We start from the raw sequence: 18,975 nt of genomic DNA, 5'->3' as shown, positions 1-18,975 counted from the left end.
TCTGCGTGGGAACGATCGGGCGGGGTTACACCATCCCCGCCAGCTTCAACTCACTCTTCAGGTACGCGTAATAAATCGGCCCCGCCACCACCCCCGGCAGGCCGAACGCGGCTTCGAACACCAGCATCGCCAACAGCAACTCCCACGACTTGGCACTGATCTGCCCGCCGACGATGCGCGCGTTGAGGAAGTATTCGAGCTTGTGGATAACAATCAGGTAACCGAGCGCCGCCACTGCCACCCAGATCGACAGCGACAGGCCAACGATGGTGATCAGGGTGTTTGACATCAGGTTGCCGATCACCGGCAGCAGGCCGAGCAGGAAGGTCAGTACGATCAGGGTTTTGGTCAGCGGTAGCTTGATCCCGAACATCGGCAGGACCACCGCGAGGAATATTCCGGTGAAGAAAGTGTTGAGCAGGGAAATCTTGATCTGCGCGAAGACGATGTTGCGAAAGGCCTGGACCAACAGGTGCAAGCGATCGAACAGCGCCGCGGCCAAGGGCTTGCGTTTGGTCACGTCCGGCGCTCGCTGCAAGGCGATGATCGCCCCCAGCACCATGCCGATCAGCAGCGTCACGAACATGTGCGCCGCATCCTTGCCCACCAGTTGCAAGTCGCTGAGGTGCTTGCTCATCCACTCGCCGATCGCCACCCGGAACTCGGCGGCACTGGCCGGCAGATAAGCGTCGATGAACGGCGGCAACTGCCCGCGCGCGCGGTCGACCACGCCCATGAATTTGTCGAGAGAAGCGCCGGGGTTTTCCGCCTCGTGCAGCAGAAAACTGATTGCACCGGCGAAGATCAGCGCCAGCACACTGACCACCAATGTCCCCAGCAACGCCACCGCCAGCCAACGCGCACGGCGGCCTTCGATCAGGCGCTGCAGTTGCGGCGTGAGCATGTTGACCAGCTCGAACACCAACAACCCGGCCAGCAGGCTGGGCAGTAATCGAAGGGGGATCACCAGCAGCAATCCACCAAAAATGATGACCCAACTGATGAGCAACAAAACGTGACGCTGAGAAAACGCTGACATACAGCCTCAAAACGAACGACGTAAAAGGATTGGCAGTCTGCCAGCGTTCCGGCGCCGAAGCGAGCGATGGCCCGCAAGCGGCGTCGCGGTAACAAGATCGCAGCCTGCGGCGGCTCCTAAAGGGATCGCGATCTGTTGATGTTTATTTTTTCTTCAGGCACTCGCTCATAAAGGCTTTGCGCGCATCGCCCTTGAGGGCCTGGGTAGCGGCGTCGGCGTTGCAGGTCTTCATCTTTTCCTGCTGAGGGGTCAGAGGCTTGGCGGCATCGGCGGCCGGCGCGGCTTTGAGGCAGGTGCTCATGAAGGCTTTACGCTCCTCGCCCTTGAGGCTCTTTGCGGTGGCGTCGGCATTGCAGGTGGTCATTTTGTCCTGTTGGGCAGTGGCGGCGAAACCCTGGGAGCAGAGCAGCAAACCGATCATCAACAACGGGGCACGCAACATCTTCATGGAGTTTTCTCCTTGTTGCCGCACCGATGAGTACGGCCTCGCTCTGGAGTGTAGACAAAGCCTGTTACACGTTCACCTGCTATTGAGGGGTCTAAACCCCGGCCGCCTTCAACCGCGCCGCATGCTCGACAAACAACCGCACCGGCTCCGCGCCCTTGCCCACCAGCCCCAGGGATTGGTTAACGCTATCGAAGTGGTCCATCGGGTATTGATCGCCAATCACCGTCCCCAGATGCGAGCTGTAACGCCCGACCATCCCGTCACACTGCCCCGCTTCACGCACGAAGGTTCTGGCAAACAACCGGCAACTGCGGTTGGTCCCGTCGAACAGGTTGCAGCCGCGATTGGTCTTGCCCGGCTGCAAGGTGCCGGACCAGGAGTAATAGCGCACGCCATTGACCACTTCCGGACCGTGCCCACCCCAGGTGTCAGGCAGCCCCTGTGGATAACGCTGATTGAACAGCGCCACGCCGGCCGTGGTCAGCGACTGGTGCGAAGCCGGGATATCCACCGGCAGTCTCGGCCCGCGATAACCGGTTTCCAGCAGGCACATCAACGCGCTGATCAGCCACAGCAGAAAGCTGAGCAAACGGCCCCTGGCGCTGTCAGCCGGATAGTGATCGTGCAGGTAGTCCGCCAGCTCCGAACCGTGATTCGGTCCGGCCACCGAGGTCACCGAAGCGACCTGATCCGGGCGTTTGGCTGCGGCATAACGGGCGGTCAGCGAGCCCTGGCTGTGGCCGATCAGGTTGACCTTCTCGGCCCCGGTATCGCGCAAAATTTCCTCGATCCGCGCCAGCAACTGTTCGCCACGCACCTCAGTGGAGTTGAGCGGCGAGACCTGCACCGCGATCACCGTCGCCCCATCCCGGCGCAACGCCGGAATGATTCCGTACCAATAAGGGTAAAGCAGCAGACGGATGAACCCGAGCATCCCCGGAACCAGCACCAACGGGTAACGCGTGGCGGAGCCTTGCGACATGGATGAACATCCTTGCGGTCGGTGAGATGAAGCAAGGCTGGATGCAAGGCCTCAGCCAAGCATCGCCACCCAAGATGACAACTCGACGACCAGTCTATGACATCCCCTACTTCAACCCCACCACGCCCGCCACAATCAGCCCGACCGACACCAGCTTGAGCGCGGTCAGGCTTTCACCCAGCAGCGCAAAGCCGAGAAACACCGTGCCCAGTGAACCGATGGCGGTCCAGATCGGGTAGGCAATGCTCACCGGCAACTCGCGCATGGCCAGGGTCAGGAAGTAAATCCCGCCCACTGCAGCGATCACCGTCATCACCGAAGGCCAGAGCCGGGTGAAGCCTTCGGCGTATTTCATGCCCATGGCGAAGGTGACTTCAAACCCGGCGGCGATCAGCAAGAACAGCCAGGCCATCTAGAACTCCCTGGCCAGCGCCAGCAAACGCTGCTCGGCCTCGGCCACGGAAACCTGGAAGGTGCGCTCGGCGGACTCTTCGCCCTCGGCCGCGACCACCGTGACGTCGGTGATGCCGATGAACCCCAGTGCCGTGCGCAGCAACGGATCGGCATGGTTCATCGCTTCAAGTTCACCGCCGGGACCAAAACCGAACCCGCCGCGGCTGGTGACGATCAACGCCTTCTTGCCCCGCACCAGCGGCTCGTACTGAGCGATGCCGTTGTCCAGGGTGTGGTTGAACGTCAGCCCGAGCCGCACAATCTGGTCGATCCAGGCCTTGAGGCCGCTGGGCACGCTGAAGTTGTACATCGGTGTAGAAATCACCAACAGGTCATGGCCGAGTAATTCCCCCACCAACTCATCGCTGAGCGCCAGGTCGGCCTGCATCGACAGCGGTCGCGCTTGAGGCTGCGGATGAAAAGCGGCCGCCACAAACGCTTCGTTGACAGCCGGGATCAACGCCCGGCCGACTTCACGGCGGGTCAGTTGCGACTGCGGGTTGCGGTGCTGCCAGGCCGAAAGAAACACCTCGGCCAAGCGCCGCGAATGAGAACGTTCGCCACGGGGGCTGGCGTGAATGGCAAGAATTGTGCTCATCTGAATCTCCTTAAAGGCTAAACTGAAACGGCTTGTGCTTGCAGCTTGAAGCGCGTAGCCGCTCGTCTTCAAATGAGAAAAAATCAATCTGGATGAATTTATTTCATCCATGGAGTTTTAAATGTTTGCCTCGTTGCCGCTGACCGCCCTGCGATCCTTCGAATCCGCCTCGCGCCTGCTGAGTTTCAAGGCCGCCGCCGAAGAGCTGTCCGTGACGCCGACGGCGGTTTCCCATCAAATCCGTTCCCTGGAAAACTGGCTCGGCGTACCGCTGTTCGAACGACTGCCACGGCAGGTGCGCCTCACCGAGTGCGGCGAACGGCTGTTCCGCAGCCTGCATGGCGCCCTGCTGGAAGTAGCACAGAGCGTCGATACCTTGCGCCCGCAACGCAGCGGCACGAACCTGACGATCTCCACCACCGCCGCTTTCGCCGCCCTCTGGCTGGTGCCTCGGCTGGGACGGTTTTATGCCCGGCATCCGAACATCAACGTGCGGCTGGACACTCACTGCGAAGTCATCGATTTGCATCAGGACGCCAGTGTCGATCTGGTGCTGCGTTACAGCCTCGACGATTACCCGAACTTGTATGGGCTGTGCCTGTTCGACGAATCCTTCGGGGTTTATGGCTCGCCTGAACAAGTGGCCCTGGCGGCCAGTCGGGTGCCGACCCTGATCAGCGTGCGCTGGCACAATTCCAAACTGTATGCCCATGGCTGGGAGGCCTGGTGTGCGCAGTCCGGCGAAACCTGGCTGACCGGGCAGCCGGCGGTGCGCGAATACGACGAAGAGCATTACGCCCTGCAAGCCGCCATCGCCGGGCAAGGCCTGGTGCTGGCGAGCAATATTCTGGTGTCGGAGAGTGTGGCCAGCGGTCTGTTGCGGCCTTACCGGGGCGAGATTCAGGTCGACGGGGCCGGATACAGCGCACTGTGCGTACCGGGCCGTGAACGGCATCCGCCGGTGCGGGCGTTTTTTGCGTGGTTGCAGGAGGAGGCTCGATTGTCTGGTCTGTTGCCAAGATCGCAGGCTGCGGCAGCGCCCACAGAGGCTGCGATCCTTTGATCTACCGGGTAGGCTTGACCGTCACCGGTGCCTTGCCCGCCTTCATCTGCTCCAGCAACGGCGCACACTCATTCGGCGCCCCATTGCTCGGCGCTATCAGCGCCAGCAACCCCGCCGCCGGCGCGGCAATCACGCCCAGCGCCACCATTCCGGCCCCGCGCAGCATCAGCGGCACCGGTTTGACCCCCGCTTCCGGCTTGATGAACTTGCCCCGCACATACAGCGGCGAACGCAACGAAATCAAGCGCCATCCCTTGGATTCCGGGGTGATGGTCAGGTCCAGTTGCTCGGTCGCTATGTTCGCGGTGCCATCGACATAGACGATTGCGGTCTCGGTATCGAAGACAAACAACTGCGTGGTCGCCAGACCCGACTTGATGTCGAAACTGGCCGCCGCGCAGTTGATCCTCACTTCCTTGTCGCCAAAGATTTTGCCCACCACATAGTTGCCAACGTTGAGCCCGGCCAGCTCCATCAACTCGCGACTGATCGCGCCGTCATTGATCAGCATCTTCAAGTTGCCGTCGGCGGTGCCCAGCAGCTTGGCCACCGAGTTGCCACGACCTGTCAGGTCAGCGTCGCCATTGAGCTCGCCGAAACTGGTTTTCATCCGCTCGATGGAAGGGAACAACTGTTTGAGCTTGAACTTGCGCGCGGTCAGTTTGGCCCGGCCTTCCAGCGGCTCGGCACGCCCGTTGAGACGAATCTGCGCATCCAGATTGCCGCCCGCCACGCCGAAACGCAGGGGCTCGAGATTGAGCACACCGTCGGTCAGCACCAAATGGGTGTAGAGATCGTTGAACGGCAGTTTTTCGCTGTGGACAATGCGCTTGCCGGTGAATTCGACGTCGGCATCCATATCACGCCAGCGCTCGGTCTTGAACTCCTCGACCGGCAACACCTTGTCCGCCGGCTGCTTGCTTTCACCGCCACGGACCCTTTGCTTGGCATTAGAGTCGGCGCCGATCAGCGGGGCCAGGTCGGTAAACAACAGTTGATTGGACACCAGCGCCCCACTGAGCTTGGGCCTTGGCTGACTCGCGACATAGGCCAGGTTGCCGTGGATGTCACTCTCGCCGATCGTGCCGTTGAAGTCCTCATAGCGGTACAGCGCCCCGCCCGGCTCCTGCAGCTTGGCCATCAAGTGCCCGTCGGTGGCGTACGGCGGGGTGTCCGGAAGCGTCACGCCGATCAGCGGATAGAGATTGCCCAGGCTGGCACCGGCCAGTTTCAGGCGCAAATCCAGGGCGCCGAGGTTCAATGGATCGGTGAGCGTGCCGGCCAGTTCGACGCGGGTGTCGGCGATTTTCATTTGCGCCTGAAGCGGGAACGGCCGGGTGGCGTCCTGTAATGCCAGCAGGCCGCCCACCTTGCCCTGCCCCGCAAGATTCTGACCGTGGTATAGGCCTTTGACCTTTAACCCAAACGCATAATCCTGCGGCGAACCGCCCTTCTCAAGCGTGGTTTTCGCTGCTTTGTCGCCGACGATATCGCTGAATGGAATCGGTTTGCCCAATGGATCGATGAGCAGATCAAGCTGAGTCTTCAGGCGCTGGTCATCGAGCATGACGCGGCCCTTGTCGAAACCAATGGCACCGATGTCCAACACCCAGTTCGAAGGCTCGGCGTTCGGGTCTTTGGGGTCGAACTTGAACGTCCAGTTGGCGCGGCCGTCGGCCAGGCGCTGCAGGTCGGCATTGGGCTCGGTCAGGTCAATGCGCGGGATCACCACCCGCTGCGTCAGCAAGGCCAGCGGCGAAATGCGCAGTTCGACGCGTTTGAGGGTGGCCATCTGCGGTTGCTTCGACCAATCCGGGTTGCCCAGGCTCAGGTCCTCGGCCACCACATGCGGCCACGGCACCCAGGCCCGCCAGCCGCCCTCGTCGGGCTCGCGCTGCCAGACCACCGCGAGGTTGCCATTGATGGCGAACGGACGGTGCAGTTCTTCGGAGACTTTGGCGTTAAGGGGCGGTTTGATCCGGTTCCAATCGAAGAACGCGATGAGCAGCACCAGGATGGCCAGCAGCACAACGAGGCTGGCGAAGATCCATGCGAGAACTTTACGAGTGCGCGTCATTGCACAGGGCTCCTGAAAAACGACTGAGCGCCCGGACAGCGACGCACCTGATGAAACGTTAGGCCAGAACCGGCCTGCCATGAAATGTAGGACTGGAAAATGGTCCGCAAGGTTTAATCCGTTCGAACGCAAATAACCAGGGGCGCACTCTTGTAGCAGCTGGCGAAGCCTGCGTTCGGCTGCGCAGCAGTCGTGAATCCGGCTGATGTGGTCTGTCTGACGCACCGCGAGTTCTGGTTTTACGACTGCTGCGCAGCCGAACGCAGGCTTCGCCAGCTGCTACAGATCGCATTTCGGCCCCGCGCTTTTGCGAGGCAAAAATGGGTCGAAACTACCCACCTCAGTGCAGAAACGCTCGCCGGAAACGCCCGCTCTAGAGCCTCTCAGCGAAACAATCAATTCCGTTGATTATTACCATTGCGCTTATGAACTTTTATATCGACTTATCGAGAGTAGCATTGCCTCCGTACCCACTTTATCGCCCTCCCAAGGAGCAACCATCATGAAACGCGAATTACTGCTTAGCCTGACCCTCTCGATGTTAGCCAGCACCGCTTTTGCTCTGCCGGCCGCCGATCAGGCCACTCCACAAGTCAAAGACAGCCACTCGGTGTTCAGCCAGACCGTTGCCGCTGATGGTTCCGCCCGCACCCCACAGGGTCAGACCCTGGCCGAAGGTGGTAATGACCGCCTGAAAGAAAAAGGCCTGATCACTCAGGATGGTTCGGATCGCACTCCACAAGGCCAAACCCTTGCCGCTGACGGTACCGACCGTACCCCACAAGGCCAAACCCTTGCTGAAGGTGGCGGTGACCGTGTGATCGAACGCAACAGCGCTGTGAGCTAAGCCCATGGCGGCCTGGAAAAAAAGCCCAATCTCCGGATTGGGCTTTTGACTTTATAGAAGCTGCATTTTCCCCGCGTGATCCCCGATAGTCGTTCGACGCCAGCGAAGCCGATTTGTTAGAGTGCGCCGCTGTCCCTGTCTAGAAAACACCCTTGCGATGCTGCCCCGCGCCGAACAGAAACAACAAACCCGCAACGCCCTGATGGACGCCGCCCGACACCTGATGGAAAGCGGCCGAGGATTCGGCAGCCTGAGCCTGCGCGAAGTGTCCAGAACCGCCGGGATCGTGCCCACCGGTTTCTACCGGCATTTCGCCGACATGGATGAACTGGGCCTGGCACTGGTGAGCGAAGTCGGTCAGACCTTCCGCGAAACCATCCGCCTGGTGCGCCATAACGAATTTGTCATGGGCGGCATCATCGACGCCTCGGTGCGGATCTTTCTCGACGTGGTCACCGCCAATCGTTCGCAGTTCCTGTTTCTTGCCCGCGAGCAGTACGGCGGTTCGCTGCCGGTGCGCCAGGCCATCGGCCGATTGCGCGAAGACATCAGCTCGGACCTGGCGGCCGACTTGTCGCTGATGCCAAAACTGCAGCATCTGGACATCGCTGGTTTGAGTGTCATGGCTGATCTGATCGTCAAAAGCGTGTTCGCGACCTTGCCGGACATCATCGATCCGCCGGCTGAGGCGTTACCTGAACATCTGACGCCACAAGCGAAGATTACCCAGCAGTTGCGGTTCATCTTTATTGGTTTGAAGCATTGGCAGGGACTCGGCAGTACCGAGTGAGAAAAGATCGCCACAAATTGGTGCGGCAAACCCACCCTCGCACCAACTTCAATCAAATCCCTGCAACATCCTGAGTCTCCCCCGTCGTTCCGACAGGCATTTCCCACGTCTCACCCGATTGGCAAGCCCCTTGCTCTAGCCTGAGCATTGTCCCTTGCTGGAAGCCTTCCGATGCTGGTGATTCATCGCAGAATCGACCCTCAACCCGTCTGGGCCGCCGAGTTGCACCTGGCCTTCGAAGCCAGGAGCAAAAGCCGCTTGCGCTGTTTCAGTGCCGAGGGTGAAGACGTCGGCTTGTTTCTGGAGCGCGGCCAGCCGCCGCTGTATGACGGCGAATGCCTGCAAGCCGAAGACGGGCGTGTCGTTCGCGTCTGTGCTCGTTCCGAGCAACTGCTGCACGTCACCTGCGCTAATGCGTTTGAACTGACCCGCGCCGCCTATCACCTGGGCAACCGCCACGTGGCCCTGCAAGTCGGCGACGGCTGGTTGCGCCTGCTCGACGATTACGTGCTCAAGGCCATGCTCGAACAGCTGGGAGCCAGGGTCGAGAGCATCGAAGCACCGTTCCAGCCGGAACATGGCGCCTACGGCGGCGGCCATCACCATTCGCGGCATGGCGACGAGGATTTCAACTACGCGCCGAAACTGCACCAGTTCGGCGTGCGTTTATGAATCCAGCCTGGGCGCTGCTGCGTCTGGCCAGCCCGCAGCTCCCTATCGGTGGCTACAGCTATTCCCAGGGTCTGGAAATGGCGGTGGATAACGGCCGGGTCAATGATCCCGACAGCGCGCGCCGCTGGATCAGCGATCAGTTGCTGCTGAACCTGGCACGTTTCGAAGCGCCACTGCTGCTCGCCCACTGCACCGCCGCGGCAGAGGAAAACTGGGGCGAACTGTTGCAGCGCTGCGAAGAGCATCGCGCCAGCCGCGAAACCCGCGAGTTGCATCAGGAAAGCCGGCAGATGGGCTATTCGCTGCAGCAATTGCTCAACGGCTTGCCGGAGCTGGACGCGCCGGCCCGGGCCTTTCTCGAGCAACGTCCCGAACCGCACCTGGCCCTCGGCTGGGCGCTGGCCGCTCGCGCCTGGCAGATCAGCCCGCAGGATGCGCTGGCCGCCTGGCTCTGGAGCTGGCTGGAAAACCAACTGGCGGTGTTGATGAAAACCCTGCCGCTGGGCCAGCAAGCCGCCCAACGCCTGACCAGCGAACTGCTGCCGTTGCTGCAACAAGCTCAGCAAGACGCCACCCGAATCAACCCCGAACACGTTGGCAGCGCCGCTTTCGGCCTGTCGCTGGCGTGCATGGCCCATGAGCGCCAGTACAGCCGTCTGTTCCGTTCCTAGGGCCTTTTAATTTGGAGAATCACATGAACACACAACCCCTGCGCGTCGGCATCGGCGGCCCGGTCGGCTCCGGCAAAACCGCCCTGACCCTGGCCCTGTGCCTGGCCCTGCGCGAGCGCTACAACCTGGCCGTCGTGACCAACGACATTTACACCCGCGAAGACGCCGACTTTCTGGTGCGCAACGAAGCCCTGGCGCCAGAGCGGATCATCGGCGTGGAAACCGGCGGCTGCCCGCACACGGCGATCCGCGAAGACGCCTCGATCAACCTCGAAGCCGTGGACCAACTGAACCGGCGCTTTCCGGGGCTGGACCTGATTCTGGTGGAGTCCGGGGGTGACAATCTCTCGGCGACCTTCAGCCCGGAACTGTCCGATCTGACCATCTACGTGATCGACGTTTCAGCCGGCGACAAGCTGCCGCGCAAGGGCGGGCCCGGCATCTGCAAATCCGACCTGCTGGTGATCAACAAGATCGACCTGGCGCCGCTGGTGGGCGCGTCGCTGGAAATGATGGACAGCGACACCCAACGCATGCGCAACGGCAAGCCGTTCGTCTTCAGCAACCAGAAAACCGGCCAGGGTCTGGAAGCAATCATCGCCTTCATCGAGCGTCAGGGCCTGCTGACTGCGGCCTGACCCTACTTATCAACAAGGAAGCTTATCCATGACACTGAAACGCATTCTGGGCGCCATGGCCCTGCTGCTGACTCCGGCCATCGCCTTCGCCCACCCGGGCCATGGCGACAACGGTTTGATCGCTGGCATCAGCCACCCGATCGGCGGCCTCGATCACTTGCTGGCGATGCTTGCCGTGGGGTTATGGGCGGCGCAGCAAAAAGGTGCCGCGCGCTGGGCGCTGCCGTGCACATTCGTGGGCTCCCTGCTGATCGGCGGCTTGCTGGGTTTTGAAGGGTTGAACCTGCCGGCGCTGGAAAGCGGCATTGCGGCATCGGTATTGGCGCTGGGCCTGGCAGTGGCTTTGGCGGTGCGTCCGCCGTTGAGCCTGGCGGTGGCGGCGACCGCGTCGTTCGCGTTGTTTCATGGCGTGGCCCATGGTCTGGAATTGCCGGACATGTCGAGTCCTTGGGCGTATGCCACAGGGTTTGTGGTAGCGACAGCGGCTTTGCATGCCGCGGGTTATGCGGTGGTTCGCGTCTTGCCTCAGGCCGCGGCGCCGCTGGTTCGGCTGGCGGGTGCGGCGTCGGCGGCGACCGGGGTTTGGTTGTTGGCGGGTTGATTCTCTAGCGTCTGAACTGGCCCCTTCGCGATCCGACTTGCCCGCGAAGGCGGCCTGACAGACACCGCATCTCTAAGGCCTGCTAACATGTCGCGCAATTAACCCTGCCGTGACGACGCCAGCCAATGCCACCTGTTTCCCGCTCTGCCTTCCAGCCTGAATTGACCGCCCTGTTCGCCTCGGTGCAACAGCACTTCCAGGACGTGATCGTGCCGCTCTGGCAAGGCCCCGGCTGGAACGCCGACATGGCGCTGCCTTATGAGGCGCTGGATGCCGAGCATCGACCGCTGCCCCCTCAGCGCTATCGGGCCATGGCCTGCGCCCGGCAGTTGTATCTGTTTTCCAGCCTGATCGGCCAAGTGCCCCAGGCCGACGCGCGTGCGGCGGCACTGTTCCGTTCCTTGCAGCGACATTTCCACGATGCCGAGCATGGCGGCTGGTTTTACAGCATCGACCCGCAAGGTTCGCCACTGGATCAGCGCAAAGATCTCTACACCCACGCCTTCATCCTGTTCGCCTGCGCCCACTATTGGGACAAGGTTCGCGAACCGCTGGTGGAGTCGGTACTCAACGCCGCGCTGGAAGTGGTGGCGCAGCGTTTCGCCACGGGCGACGGCCTCTACGAAGCCAGTCTGGATCGTGATTGGTCTTCGCTCGACTCTGGGCCACTGCAGAACCCTCTGATGCATTTGGCCGAAGCCTTCCTCGCCACTCTTTCCGTACGTGAAGACGCGGCTGTGCAGAACGTGCTCATCGAGTTATGCACAGCCATGCAAAAGCGTTTCATCGACCCGCGACATGCGGTGTTGATGGAGAAGCCGCTGGGAGCTGTGGATAACTGGTTCGAGCCGGGCCATCAGTTCGAATGGTATTTCCTGTTGCAATCCTCGCCATTGCTGCGCGGCTCGACACTGCATGCCTCGCTGGAGCGCGCGTTTGCGTTCACCGAGCAACGGGGTGTCGATCAGCAGACCGGTGCCGTGCGAGCGATGCTGGAACTGGATGATCACCCTCGCGACGCAACCCAACGCATCTGGGCTCAAGCCGAATACTTGCGCGCCCTGACCTTGCGCCCGGGCAGCGAAGCATCGGTGCAACGCCAATTGCAGGCGTTGCAACAGCGCTTTCTGCACGCGGACGGTTGGTATGAGTGTCGCGATGAGCAGGGCGAAGTAAGCCGCAAGGACATGCCTTCGACCACGCCTTATCACTTGGCAACCTGCTATCGCGGGCTGGCCGAGTATTTGCGCTGACTGAAAAATTGTTTTCGCGGGCAAGCCTCGCTCCTTGTATGTTGAATCGCGACTCTGCGAACAACACATAATCCGTAGGAGCGAGGCTTGCCCGCGAACAGCCGTTACTCGGTCTTACACCTTGGCATTACGCTCAATGGCAAACCCACTCCAGGTCTGGCTCACCGGCATCAGCTCAAGGCTGTTGATGTTGATGTGGGCCGGCGTGTTGAGCACCCAGAAAATGGTCTCGGCGATGTCTTGCGGCTGGATCGGATCGGCACCGGCGTAAGTGGCGTTGTAACGCTCCTGGTCACCGGCGAAACGCACCAGCGAGAACTCGCTCTCGCACAGGCCCGGTTCGATGTTGCTGACCCGCACACCAGTGCCTTGCAGGTCGCAGCGCAGGTTCAGGGAGAACTGTTTGACGAACGCCTTGCTCGCGCCATACACGTGGCTGCCCGGGTACGGGTAGTTGCCGGCAATCGAACCCAGGTTGACGATGCTGGCGCCACGACCATGAGCGATCAAACGCGGCAGCAACAGGCGGGTGCTGTACATCAGGCCTTTGATGTTGGTGTCGACCATGGTGTCCCAATCATCGAGATCGCACTTGGGCGCCGGATCCACACCCAGGGCCAGGCCAGCGTTGTTGATCAGCCCACGCAGCTTGGCGAAGGACGGCGGCAGGTTGGCAATCGCCTCCTCCATGGCCTTGCGATCCCGTACATCGAGCACCAGGCCATGGACTTCGGTCTGCTTCGACAACTCGGCGCACAGGGCATTGAGGCGCTCTTCACGACGACCTGTCAGCACCAGTTTCCAGCCGGCCTCGGCAAAACGACGGGCACAGGCTTCACCAAAACCGGAAGTCGCGCCGGTAATAAACAGGGTGTTGGACATCGAGTTCTCCTTGCTTGGGCCGACCGTCAGCCCTTGGAATAGAAAATCAACCGGCAGCATGCCCGGCCTTCTCCACAGCGGCAACCATGGCAAAAACCGTACAAAAAACGATCAATGCTGGCAACACCCCGTGTCCCGTGGCCTGCAGCCATGTACGCGCATCTTATCCACAGGCCGGTCCACAGTTTCCGGGGGCAAGTGGAAAAGCTGCAAGCCGCTGTCCACAAGGCTTTGCAGGCAGATTAGAAAGTTTTTTGCTTGACCCTCGGGTGCCAGCCATGTAGCCCCGGGCAATTTGCACGACCGAGCGGTCAAACCGGCAATGGCTCCAAGCCAGTAACCACGGCCCTCAGCCAAGTCTTTCCAGAGTTTAATCACAGACTTATCCACAGGCTTGCCCACCTCGATTCATGCCATGTTCGTCCATAACAAAAAGGTTGACAAAGCCGGGTCGACGCTCGGCAAAAACACCTGATCAAAAAACCACCACACCTCTGCAAGCCGCGGATTCAAAGGCTTGTAGCCAGCTACTCCCACGTTATTCACAGCCAGTTCCACAGCAAACGGGGACAAGTCAAAACCGTGACAAAACAGCAATTTGCAGCGGCTTTATGTCGCGCTTTGAGAGGTCATGAATATTGTTTTCCACAATTTCCCTTTACCTCAAACCACAGCCTCGTGTAGGGATTGTGCCAGGCATAAAAAAACGCCCTGAGGTTGAATTCATCAGGGCGTTTTCCGGGCTCTTGGTTTTAGTGGCCGCCGAGGTAGGCGTTACGCACCTCATCGTTCACCAGCAGCTCCTTGCCGGTGCCGCTGAGGCGGATCTCGCCGTTGACCATCACGTACGCCCGGTCCGACAGCTTGAGGGCGTGGTTGGCGTTCTGCTCCACCAGGAAAATGGTCATGCCAGTCTTGGCCAGTTCCCGCAGGGTCGCGAAGATCTGTTTCACCACAATCGGCGCCAGCCCCAGGCTTGGTTCATCGAGCAATAACAGCTTTGGCCGGCTCATGAGTGCCCGGGCGATGGCAAGCATTTGCTGCTCGCCGCCAGACATGGTCATGGCCCGCTGGGTACGCCGCTCTTCGAGCCGCGGAAACAGCTCGAACATGCGCTGCATATCTTCCTTGGCGTACTTGTCACCGATCGGGATGGTGCCCATCAACAGGTTTTCCTCGACGGTCATGTCGGGGAAAACCCGTCGGCCTTCCGGCGACTGAGCGATACCGTTGGAGGCGATGTAGTGGGACGATTTGTGAGTGATATCCACACCCTGATAGACGATTTGCCCGTCAGCCGCCCGTGGCTGGCCGAAAATCGACATCAGCAGGGTGGATTTGCCGGCACCGTTGGAGCCGATCAGGCTGACGGTTTCACCTTCATTGATGTGCAACGAGACTTTCTTCAGGGCCTGGATCGGTCCATAGAACACGTCCAGTTCCTTGAGTTCGAGGATGGGTGCACTCATACCACCTCCTCTTCTTCAGCGCCCAGATAGGCGGCAATCACTTTTGGATCGTGTCGAATCGCGTCGGGCCCGCCCTCGGCGATGACAACGCCGTGGTCCAGCACCACGATGTGGTCGGAAATACTCATTACCATGCCCATGTCGTGTTCGATCAGCACCACGGTCAGATCATGCTCGTCGCGCAGCAGCCGGATCATCGCGCTCAACGCTTCGGTTTCCTGAGGGTTGAGGCCGGCGGCCGGTTCGTCGAGGCAGATGATTTGCGGCCGGGTACACATGGCCCGGGCGATTTCCAGACGGCGTTGCTGACCGTAGGACAGTTCACCGGCCAGACGGTTGGCGCAGTCCACCAGGTCCACCACTTCCAGCCAGTAGAACGCGTGGTCCAGTGCATCGCTTTCGGCCTTGCGGTAACCCTTGGTGTTGAGGATACCGGCCAGCATGCCGCGGTTGACCCACATGTGCTGGGCCACCAGCAGGTTTTCCAGCACCGACATTTCCCTGAACAGGCGAATGTTCTGGAAAGTCCGCGCCAGACCGGCACGGTTGATCAGGTGCGTACCACCGAACATCTTGTAGTGAAGTCGGCCGATGAAGCTTTTCGGCGAAACGAAATCGGTTGCCTTGAACGGCTCACCGAGCATCTTGATGACGTCGGTTTTCACCCCACGGGTGTTGAGCTCGATATGCCCGCCGGATGCTTTGTAGAACCCGGTCAGGCAGTTGAACACGGTGGTCTTGCCTGCGCCGTTGGGGCCGATCAGCGCGAAGATCGAGTTGCGCTTGACCTTCAGGCTGACGTCACTCAGCGCCTTGATGCCACCGAAATGCATCATCAGATTCTCGACCGAGAGTACGACTTCGCTCATGGCGCTACTCCTTTACGCGGGGTCACACCGGTACGGCTGATCCGAATCAGGCCGCGCGGTCGCCAGATCATCATCAACACCATCAGGATGCCGAACAGCAGTACGCGGTATTCAGCAAAGCCGCGCAGCAATTCCGGGGCTACCGTCAGCACGAATGCCGCGATCACCACGCCAATGGTCGAGCCCATGCCACCGAGTACCACGATGGCGAGAATCAGTGCCGATTCGAAGAAGGTGAACGACGTCGGGTTCACAAAGCCTTGATAGGTGGCGAAGAACACACCGGCCAGACCCGCCGTCGATGCACCGATGGTGAACGCCGACAGCTTGACCAGTACATGATTCAGCCCCATGGAGCGGCAGGCGATTTCGTCTTCACGCAAGGCCTCCCACGCGCGACCGACCGGCATGCGGGTCAAGCGGTGCTTGATGTACAGCACAGCCAGCACCACCAGGAACAACACCGCGTAAATGAAGTAGAACTTCACATCCGGGTTATAGGCGATGCCGAAGAACTCATGGAACGGAACCCCGCCCTCTTTCGCTCGCTTGCCGAACTCGATGCCGAAGAACGTCGGCAACGGTGCCGCCATCCCGTTCGGGCCACCGGTCAGGGACAACCAGTTGTTGAGGATCAACCGGATGATTTCACCGAAGCCCAAGGTCACGATTGCCAAGTAGTCGCCGTGCAGGCGCAGTACCGGGAAACCGAGGATGCACCCGGCAAGCCCGGCGATGATTGCCGCCAGTGGCAGCACCGTCCAGAAGCCCAGCCCCAGGTATTGGTAACCGAGCGCCAGCCCGTAGGCACCGATGGCGTAGAACGCCACGTAACCCAGGTCGAGCAGCCCGGCCAGGCCGACCACAATGTTCAGCCCCAGGCCCAGCAGCACGTAGATCAGCCCGAGGATGACCACGCCCAGCAGGTAGGAGTTGGAGAAGAACGGAAACACTACGGCGATGACGATCATCACCGGAATGATCCAGCGCAGCCGCGACTTGTAGTCAGGCGCCAGTACATGCACCCCGGAACCGGTGCTTTCAAAGCCTTCGAGGATACTCAGGCCCTTGGGGGTTTGCAGGAACAGGCTCAAGGCAAAGCGACCGGCCATGACGATGGCGACAATCCACGCCACCCGGGTCGCTTCCAGATTGAAGCCATAGCCATCGAGGACCACGCCGACAATCGGGCCGAACACAATCAGGGCAACAAGGCCGGCGAGAATCGCATCAACCAGGCTTCTTTTGAGATCAATGGTTTTTTTAGTGGTTGAAGACATCGCTTACACCTTCGACACAAGAGGACGGCCGAGCAGGCCTTGAGGCCGAAAGACCAGAACAAGAACGAGCAGCGAGAAGCTGAAAACGTCTTTGTAGTCCGAATTGACCAGCCCGGAGAACAGCGACTCGGAAATCCCGAGGATGATCCCGCCGAGCATGGCACCCGGCAGCGAGCCGATCCCACCGAGTACTGCGGCGGTGAACGCCTTGATGCCAATGATGAAGCCCGCATAGAAATCGAACGTGCCGTAGTTCATGGTGATCAGCACGCCGGCCAGGGCCGCCATCGCCGCACCGATGATGAACACGTAGGAAATGACACGATCGGTATTGATCCCAAGGATCGAAGCCATCTTGCGGTCTTGCTGGGTGGCGCGGCACATGCGGCCGAGCTTGGTGTACTTGATGACATAGGTCAGCAGGGCCATACCGACGAACGCAGCAACCAGAATGAAGATCTTGGTGTAGGTGAGCTGGACGAAGCCACTCCCGACTTCAACTCGCCATGCTCCGGTCAGCAGTGTCGGCACACCCTGTTGACGGGCGCCCTGACTGATCTGTGCATAGTTTTGCAGGATCAGCGAAATCCCGATGGCGCTGATCAGCGGAGCCAACCGGGTGGAGTTACGCAAGGGTTTGTAGGCGACGCGTTCGATGACCCAGCCATACACCGCTGTGACAACGATGGTGAAGATCAGGGTACCGAGCATCAGCAGCGGGAAGGATTCAATACCGAAGTATGCCAGCAGAGCCAGACTGATTGCCGCGAGGTAAGCGGAAATCATGTAAACCTCGCCGTGGGCGAAGTTGATCATGCCGATGATGCCGTAGACCATTGTGTAGCCGATGGCGATCAGGCCATAGACCGACCCGAGGGTCAGGCCGTTGACCAGTTGCTGCAGGAAAATACCATCCATAACGCAATCTCACGCATTTGAGAGACTGCACAGAAACCGGGTGCAGCGGACTGGGGTTCAGCCACCGATGCAACACGGTTGTGTGCAGCTCTACGAGAAAAGACAGGTACTGCACGGACATGCACTTTGATTGCCCGGCGCACAACGCGCCGGGCAATCAGCAAGTCATATCACTTCTGTTTTTCCAGCTGGTGGTATTTGCCATCCTTGTCCCACTGATAAACCACGTAGTCGGAGACTTTCAGGTCGCCCTTGGCGTCCCAGGTCTTCTCGCCCATCACGGTTTTGACCGGGTTTTTCTTCAGCCACTCTGCGGCTTTCTCGCCACTGTTGGATTTGGAGCCATTGAAGGCTGCGGCCAGGGTCTGGACCGAAGCATAGGCGTACAGGGTGTAGCCTTCAGGCTCGGTACCTTTCTTGCGGAACTCGTCCACTACGGTCTTGCTGTCTGGCAGCAGGCGTGGGTCGGCGCCAAAGGTCATCAGCACGCCGTCGACGTATTGCGGACCGCCAGCGGTGGTCACCAGTTCGTCGGTCACGATGCCGTCATCGGACATGAATTTGACGTCTTTGAGACCTTGCTCACGAAGTTGACGAACCAGCGGACCGGCTTCCGGGTGCAGGCCACCGAAGTAAACGACGTCGGCGCCAGCGCCGCGGATTTTGGTAACAATGGTGCTGAAGTCTTTTTCGCCACGGGTCAGGCCTTCATACAGCACCGGCGTTACGCCGCGCTTGGCCAGTTGGGCTTTGGTGGCATCCGCCAGACCTTGGCCGTAGGTGTCCTTGTCGTGCAGAACCACGACTTTCTTGCCCTTGAGCACGTCGACGATGTAATCGCCAGCGACGATGCCTTGCTGATCGTCACGCCCGCACATACGGAACATGGCGCCCAGGCCGCGTTCGGTGACCGCTGGATTGGTGGAGCCTGGAGTGATCGCAATGATGCCCGCTTCGTCGTAGATCTCGGAGGCCGGAATGGTCGACGAGGAGCAGAAGTGACCGACGACGCCGGCGACTTTCTGGTTGGTCAGGTCCTTGGCGACCGTCACAGCCTGTTTCGGTTCGCAGGCGTCATCGCCTTTGACCAGTACGATTTTTTCCCCGTTGACGCCGCCCGCTGCGTTGACCGCATCAGCGGCTGCCTGTGCACCCTTCATGTACTGCTCGCCAAATGCCGCGTTGGCGCCTGTCATCGGACCCGCCACTCCGATTTTCACATCAGCCTGTGCAAACGCAGAAACACCCAACGCAGCGGCTACTGCGAGGGCCAGAAAGCCTTTCTTGTAAAACGTCTGGGACATGAGGTGGTGCTCCAAGGTTTTTTTAGTTGGCACTGCGACTTCACTGAATGCTCAGAGCAAGGGCCGTGCCATCGGTTTTTTATTCTGAAAAAAGTCGCTGCCTTATTGTTATTTCGACTGT

At 60.2% G+C, this 18,975-nt stretch carries 20 protein-coding genes; 8 read left to right on the top strand and 12 right to left on the bottom strand.

What is annotated here, in order from left to right; all coding sequences use genetic code 11:
- Positions 1–25 precede the first annotated feature (25 nt).
- The 5 genes from HCU66_RS05990 to HCU66_RS05970 all read right to left on the bottom strand — a co-directional run bounded on the left by HCU66_RS05990 (position 26) and on the right by HCU66_RS05970 (position 3,520).
- Complete coding sequence (locus HCU66_RS05990) at positions 26–1,039, bottom strand: AI-2E family transporter (protein WP_205887606.1); 1,014 nt, start codon at positions 1,037–1,039, stop codon at positions 26–28.
- Between the two features lie 142 nt (positions 1,040–1,181).
- Positions 1,182–1,487 carry a PsiF family protein gene (locus HCU66_RS05985; protein WP_205887605.1) on the bottom strand — a complete coding sequence of 102 codons (306 nt, stop codon included), beginning with the start codon at positions 1,485–1,487 and terminating at the stop codon, positions 1,182–1,184.
- A 91-nt stretch (positions 1,488–1,578) separates the two neighbouring features.
- Positions 1,579–2,469, bottom strand: coding sequence for an esterase/lipase family protein (locus HCU66_RS05980; RefSeq protein ID WP_205887604.1), 891 nt, complete (start codon positions 2,467–2,469; stop codon positions 1,579–1,581).
- Positions 2,470–2,575: 106 nt separating this feature from the next.
- Complete coding sequence (locus HCU66_RS05975; RefSeq protein ID WP_007937074.1) at positions 2,576–2,881, bottom strand: DMT family transporter; 306 nt, start codon at positions 2,879–2,881, stop codon at positions 2,576–2,578.
- Positions 2,882–3,520 carry an FMN-dependent NADH-azoreductase gene (locus HCU66_RS05970; protein ID WP_205887603.1) on the bottom strand — a complete coding sequence of 213 codons (639 nt, stop codon included), beginning with the start codon at positions 3,518–3,520 and terminating at the stop codon, positions 2,882–2,884.
- A 121-nt stretch (positions 3,521–3,641) separates the two neighbouring features.
- Here HCU66_RS05970 and HCU66_RS05965 point away from each other — a divergent pair, with 121 nt between their 5' ends.
- Positions 3,642–4,583 carry a LysR substrate-binding domain-containing protein gene (locus tag HCU66_RS05965; RefSeq protein WP_205887602.1) on the top strand — a complete coding sequence of 314 codons (942 nt, stop codon included), beginning with the start codon at positions 3,642–3,644 and terminating at the stop codon, positions 4,581–4,583.
- Between the two features lies 1 nt (position 4,584).
- On the opposite strand, the gene HCU66_RS05960 is transcribed toward HCU66_RS05965, so the two are convergent.
- The gene (locus HCU66_RS05960) at positions 4,585–6,660 is read right to left on the bottom strand and encodes an AsmA family protein (RefSeq protein WP_205887601.1); all 2,076 of its coding nucleotides are present in this window, start codon (positions 6,658–6,660) and stop codon (positions 4,585–4,587) included.
- Between the two features lie 502 nt (positions 6,661–7,162).
- Between HCU66_RS05960 and HCU66_RS05955 the strand changes: the two genes are divergently transcribed.
- The 7 genes from HCU66_RS05955 (at position 7,163) to HCU66_RS05925 (ending at position 12,132) form a co-directional block, all read left to right on the top strand.
- Complete coding sequence (locus HCU66_RS05955; RefSeq protein WP_205887600.1) at positions 7,163–7,507, top strand: hypothetical protein; 345 nt, start codon at positions 7,163–7,165, stop codon at positions 7,505–7,507.
- A 157-nt stretch (positions 7,508–7,664) separates the two neighbouring features.
- The gene (locus HCU66_RS05950) at positions 7,665–8,297 is read left to right on the top strand and encodes a TetR family transcriptional regulator (RefSeq protein ID WP_205887599.1); all 633 of its coding nucleotides are present in this window, start codon (positions 7,665–7,667) and stop codon (positions 8,295–8,297) included.
- Between the two features lie 171 nt (positions 8,298–8,468).
- Entirely contained in the window at positions 8,469–8,969 is a 501-nt protein-coding gene (gene ureE / locus HCU66_RS05945; RefSeq protein WP_205887598.1) for an urease accessory protein UreE, read from the top strand.
- Positions 8,966–9,640, top strand: a complete 675-nt coding sequence (locus tag HCU66_RS05940; RefSeq protein ID WP_205887597.1) for an urease accessory protein UreF — start codon at positions 8,966–8,968, stop codon at positions 9,638–9,640. Before ureE ends, HCU66_RS05940 begins: the two co-directional genes overlap by 4 nt.
- A 23-nt stretch (positions 9,641–9,663) precedes the next feature.
- A complete protein-coding gene (gene ureG / locus HCU66_RS05935) occupies positions 9,664–10,278 on the top strand; it encodes an urease accessory protein UreG (protein WP_007939066.1) in 615 nt (204 codons plus the stop codon).
- Positions 10,279–10,306: 28 nt separating this feature from the next.
- Complete coding sequence (locus HCU66_RS05930) at positions 10,307–10,879, top strand: HupE/UreJ family protein (RefSeq protein WP_205887596.1); 573 nt, start codon at positions 10,307–10,309, stop codon at positions 10,877–10,879.
- A 125-nt stretch (positions 10,880–11,004) separates the two neighbouring features.
- Positions 11,005–12,132, top strand: coding sequence for an AGE family epimerase/isomerase (locus HCU66_RS05925; protein WP_205887595.1), 1,128 nt, complete (start codon positions 11,005–11,007; stop codon positions 12,130–12,132).
- A 114-nt stretch (positions 12,133–12,246) separates the two neighbouring features.
- On the opposite strand, the gene HCU66_RS05920 is transcribed toward HCU66_RS05925, so the two are convergent.
- The 6 genes from HCU66_RS05920 to HCU66_RS05895 form a co-directional block, all read right to left on the bottom strand.
- Positions 12,247–13,014 carry an SDR family oxidoreductase gene (locus HCU66_RS05920; protein WP_205887594.1) on the bottom strand — a complete coding sequence of 256 codons (768 nt, stop codon included), beginning with the start codon at positions 13,012–13,014 and terminating at the stop codon, positions 12,247–12,249.
- Positions 13,015–13,766: 752 nt separating this feature from the next.
- Positions 13,767–14,483, bottom strand: coding sequence for an ABC transporter ATP-binding protein (locus HCU66_RS05915; protein WP_205887593.1), 717 nt, complete (start codon positions 14,481–14,483; stop codon positions 13,767–13,769).
- Positions 14,480–15,352: an ABC transporter ATP-binding protein gene (locus HCU66_RS05910; protein ID WP_205887592.1), complete on the bottom strand. Its 873-nt coding sequence runs from the start codon at positions 15,350–15,352 to the stop codon at positions 14,480–14,482. Before HCU66_RS05910 ends, HCU66_RS05915 begins: the two co-directional genes overlap by 4 nt.
- On the bottom strand, positions 15,349–16,632 hold the full coding sequence (gene livM / locus HCU66_RS05905) for a high-affinity branched-chain amino acid ABC transporter permease LivM (protein ID WP_205887591.1): 1,284 nt from the start codon (positions 16,630–16,632) through the stop codon (positions 15,349–15,351). Before livM ends, HCU66_RS05910 begins: the two co-directional genes overlap by 4 nt.
- A gap of 3 nt (positions 16,633–16,635) precedes the next feature.
- Positions 16,636–17,550, bottom strand: a complete 915-nt coding sequence (locus HCU66_RS05900) for an ABC transporter permease subunit (RefSeq protein WP_205887590.1) — start codon at positions 17,548–17,550, stop codon at positions 16,636–16,638.
- 170 nt (positions 17,551–17,720) lie between these two features.
- Positions 17,721–18,854, bottom strand: coding sequence for a branched-chain amino acid ABC transporter substrate-binding protein (locus HCU66_RS05895; RefSeq protein ID WP_205887589.1), 1,134 nt, complete (start codon positions 18,852–18,854; stop codon positions 17,721–17,723).
- Positions 18,855–18,975 lie beyond the last annotated feature (121 nt).

It is taken from the genome of Pseudomonas frederiksbergensis (assembly GCF_017114915.1).
Classification (GTDB): domain Bacteria; phylum Pseudomonadota; class Gammaproteobacteria; order Pseudomonadales; family Pseudomonadaceae; genus Aquipseudomonas; species Aquipseudomonas frederiksbergensis_I.
The sequence above is the reverse complement of the archived record's forward strand: the minus strand, read 5'-3'. Positions and strand labels throughout refer to the sequence as shown.

Coding starts and splice junctions, on each gene's coding strand:
- HCU66_RS05990 (WP_205887606.1), bottom strand. CDS start 1,039: ATGTCAGCGTTTTCTCAGCGTCACGTTTTGTTGCTCATCAGTTGGGTC.
- HCU66_RS05985 (WP_205887605.1), bottom strand. CDS start 1,487: ATGAAGATGTTGCGTGCCCCGTTGTTGATGATCGGTTTGCTGCTCTGC.
- HCU66_RS05980 (WP_205887604.1), bottom strand. CDS start 2,469: ATGTCGCAAGGCTCCGCCACGCGTTACCCGTTGGTGCTGGTTCCGGGG.
- HCU66_RS05975 (WP_007937074.1), bottom strand. CDS start 2,881: ATGGCCTGGCTGTTCTTGCTGATCGCCGCCGGGTTTGAAGTCACCTTC.
- HCU66_RS05970 (WP_205887603.1), bottom strand. CDS start 3,520: ATGAGCACAATTCTTGCCATTCACGCCAGCCCCCGTGGCGAACGTTCT.
- HCU66_RS05965 (WP_205887602.1), top strand. CDS start 3,642: ATGTTTGCCTCGTTGCCGCTGACCGCCCTGCGATCCTTCGAATCCGCC.
- HCU66_RS05960 (WP_205887601.1), bottom strand. CDS start 6,660: ATGACGCGCACTCGTAAAGTTCTCGCATGGATCTTCGCCAGCCTCGTT.
- HCU66_RS05955 (WP_205887600.1), top strand. CDS start 7,163: ATGAAACGCGAATTACTGCTTAGCCTGACCCTCTCGATGTTAGCCAGC.
- HCU66_RS05950 (WP_205887599.1), top strand. CDS start 7,665: ATGCTGCCCCGCGCCGAACAGAAACAACAAACCCGCAACGCCCTGATG.
- ureE (WP_205887598.1), top strand. CDS start 8,469: ATGCTGGTGATTCATCGCAGAATCGACCCTCAACCCGTCTGGGCCGCC.
- HCU66_RS05940 (WP_205887597.1), top strand. CDS start 8,966: ATGAATCCAGCCTGGGCGCTGCTGCGTCTGGCCAGCCCGCAGCTCCCT.
- ureG (WP_007939066.1), top strand. CDS start 9,664: ATGAACACACAACCCCTGCGCGTCGGCATCGGCGGCCCGGTCGGCTCC.
- HCU66_RS05930 (WP_205887596.1), top strand. CDS start 10,307: ATGACACTGAAACGCATTCTGGGCGCCATGGCCCTGCTGCTGACTCCG.
- HCU66_RS05925 (WP_205887595.1), top strand. CDS start 11,005: ATGCCACCTGTTTCCCGCTCTGCCTTCCAGCCTGAATTGACCGCCCTG.
- HCU66_RS05920 (WP_205887594.1), bottom strand. CDS start 13,014: ATGTCCAACACCCTGTTTATTACCGGCGCGACTTCCGGTTTTGGTGAA.
- HCU66_RS05915 (WP_205887593.1), bottom strand. CDS start 14,483: ATGAGTGCACCCATCCTCGAACTCAAGGAACTGGACGTGTTCTATGGA.
- HCU66_RS05910 (WP_205887592.1), bottom strand. CDS start 15,352: ATGAGCGAAGTCGTACTCTCGGTCGAGAATCTGATGATGCATTTCGGT.
- livM (WP_205887591.1), bottom strand. CDS start 16,632: ATGTCTTCAACCACTAAAAAAACCATTGATCTCAAAAGAAGCCTGGTT.
- HCU66_RS05900 (WP_205887590.1), bottom strand. CDS start 17,550: ATGGATGGTATTTTCCTGCAGCAACTGGTCAACGGCCTGACCCTCGGG.
- HCU66_RS05895 (WP_205887589.1), bottom strand. CDS start 18,854: ATGTCCCAGACGTTTTACAAGAAAGGCTTTCTGGCCCTCGCAGTAGCC.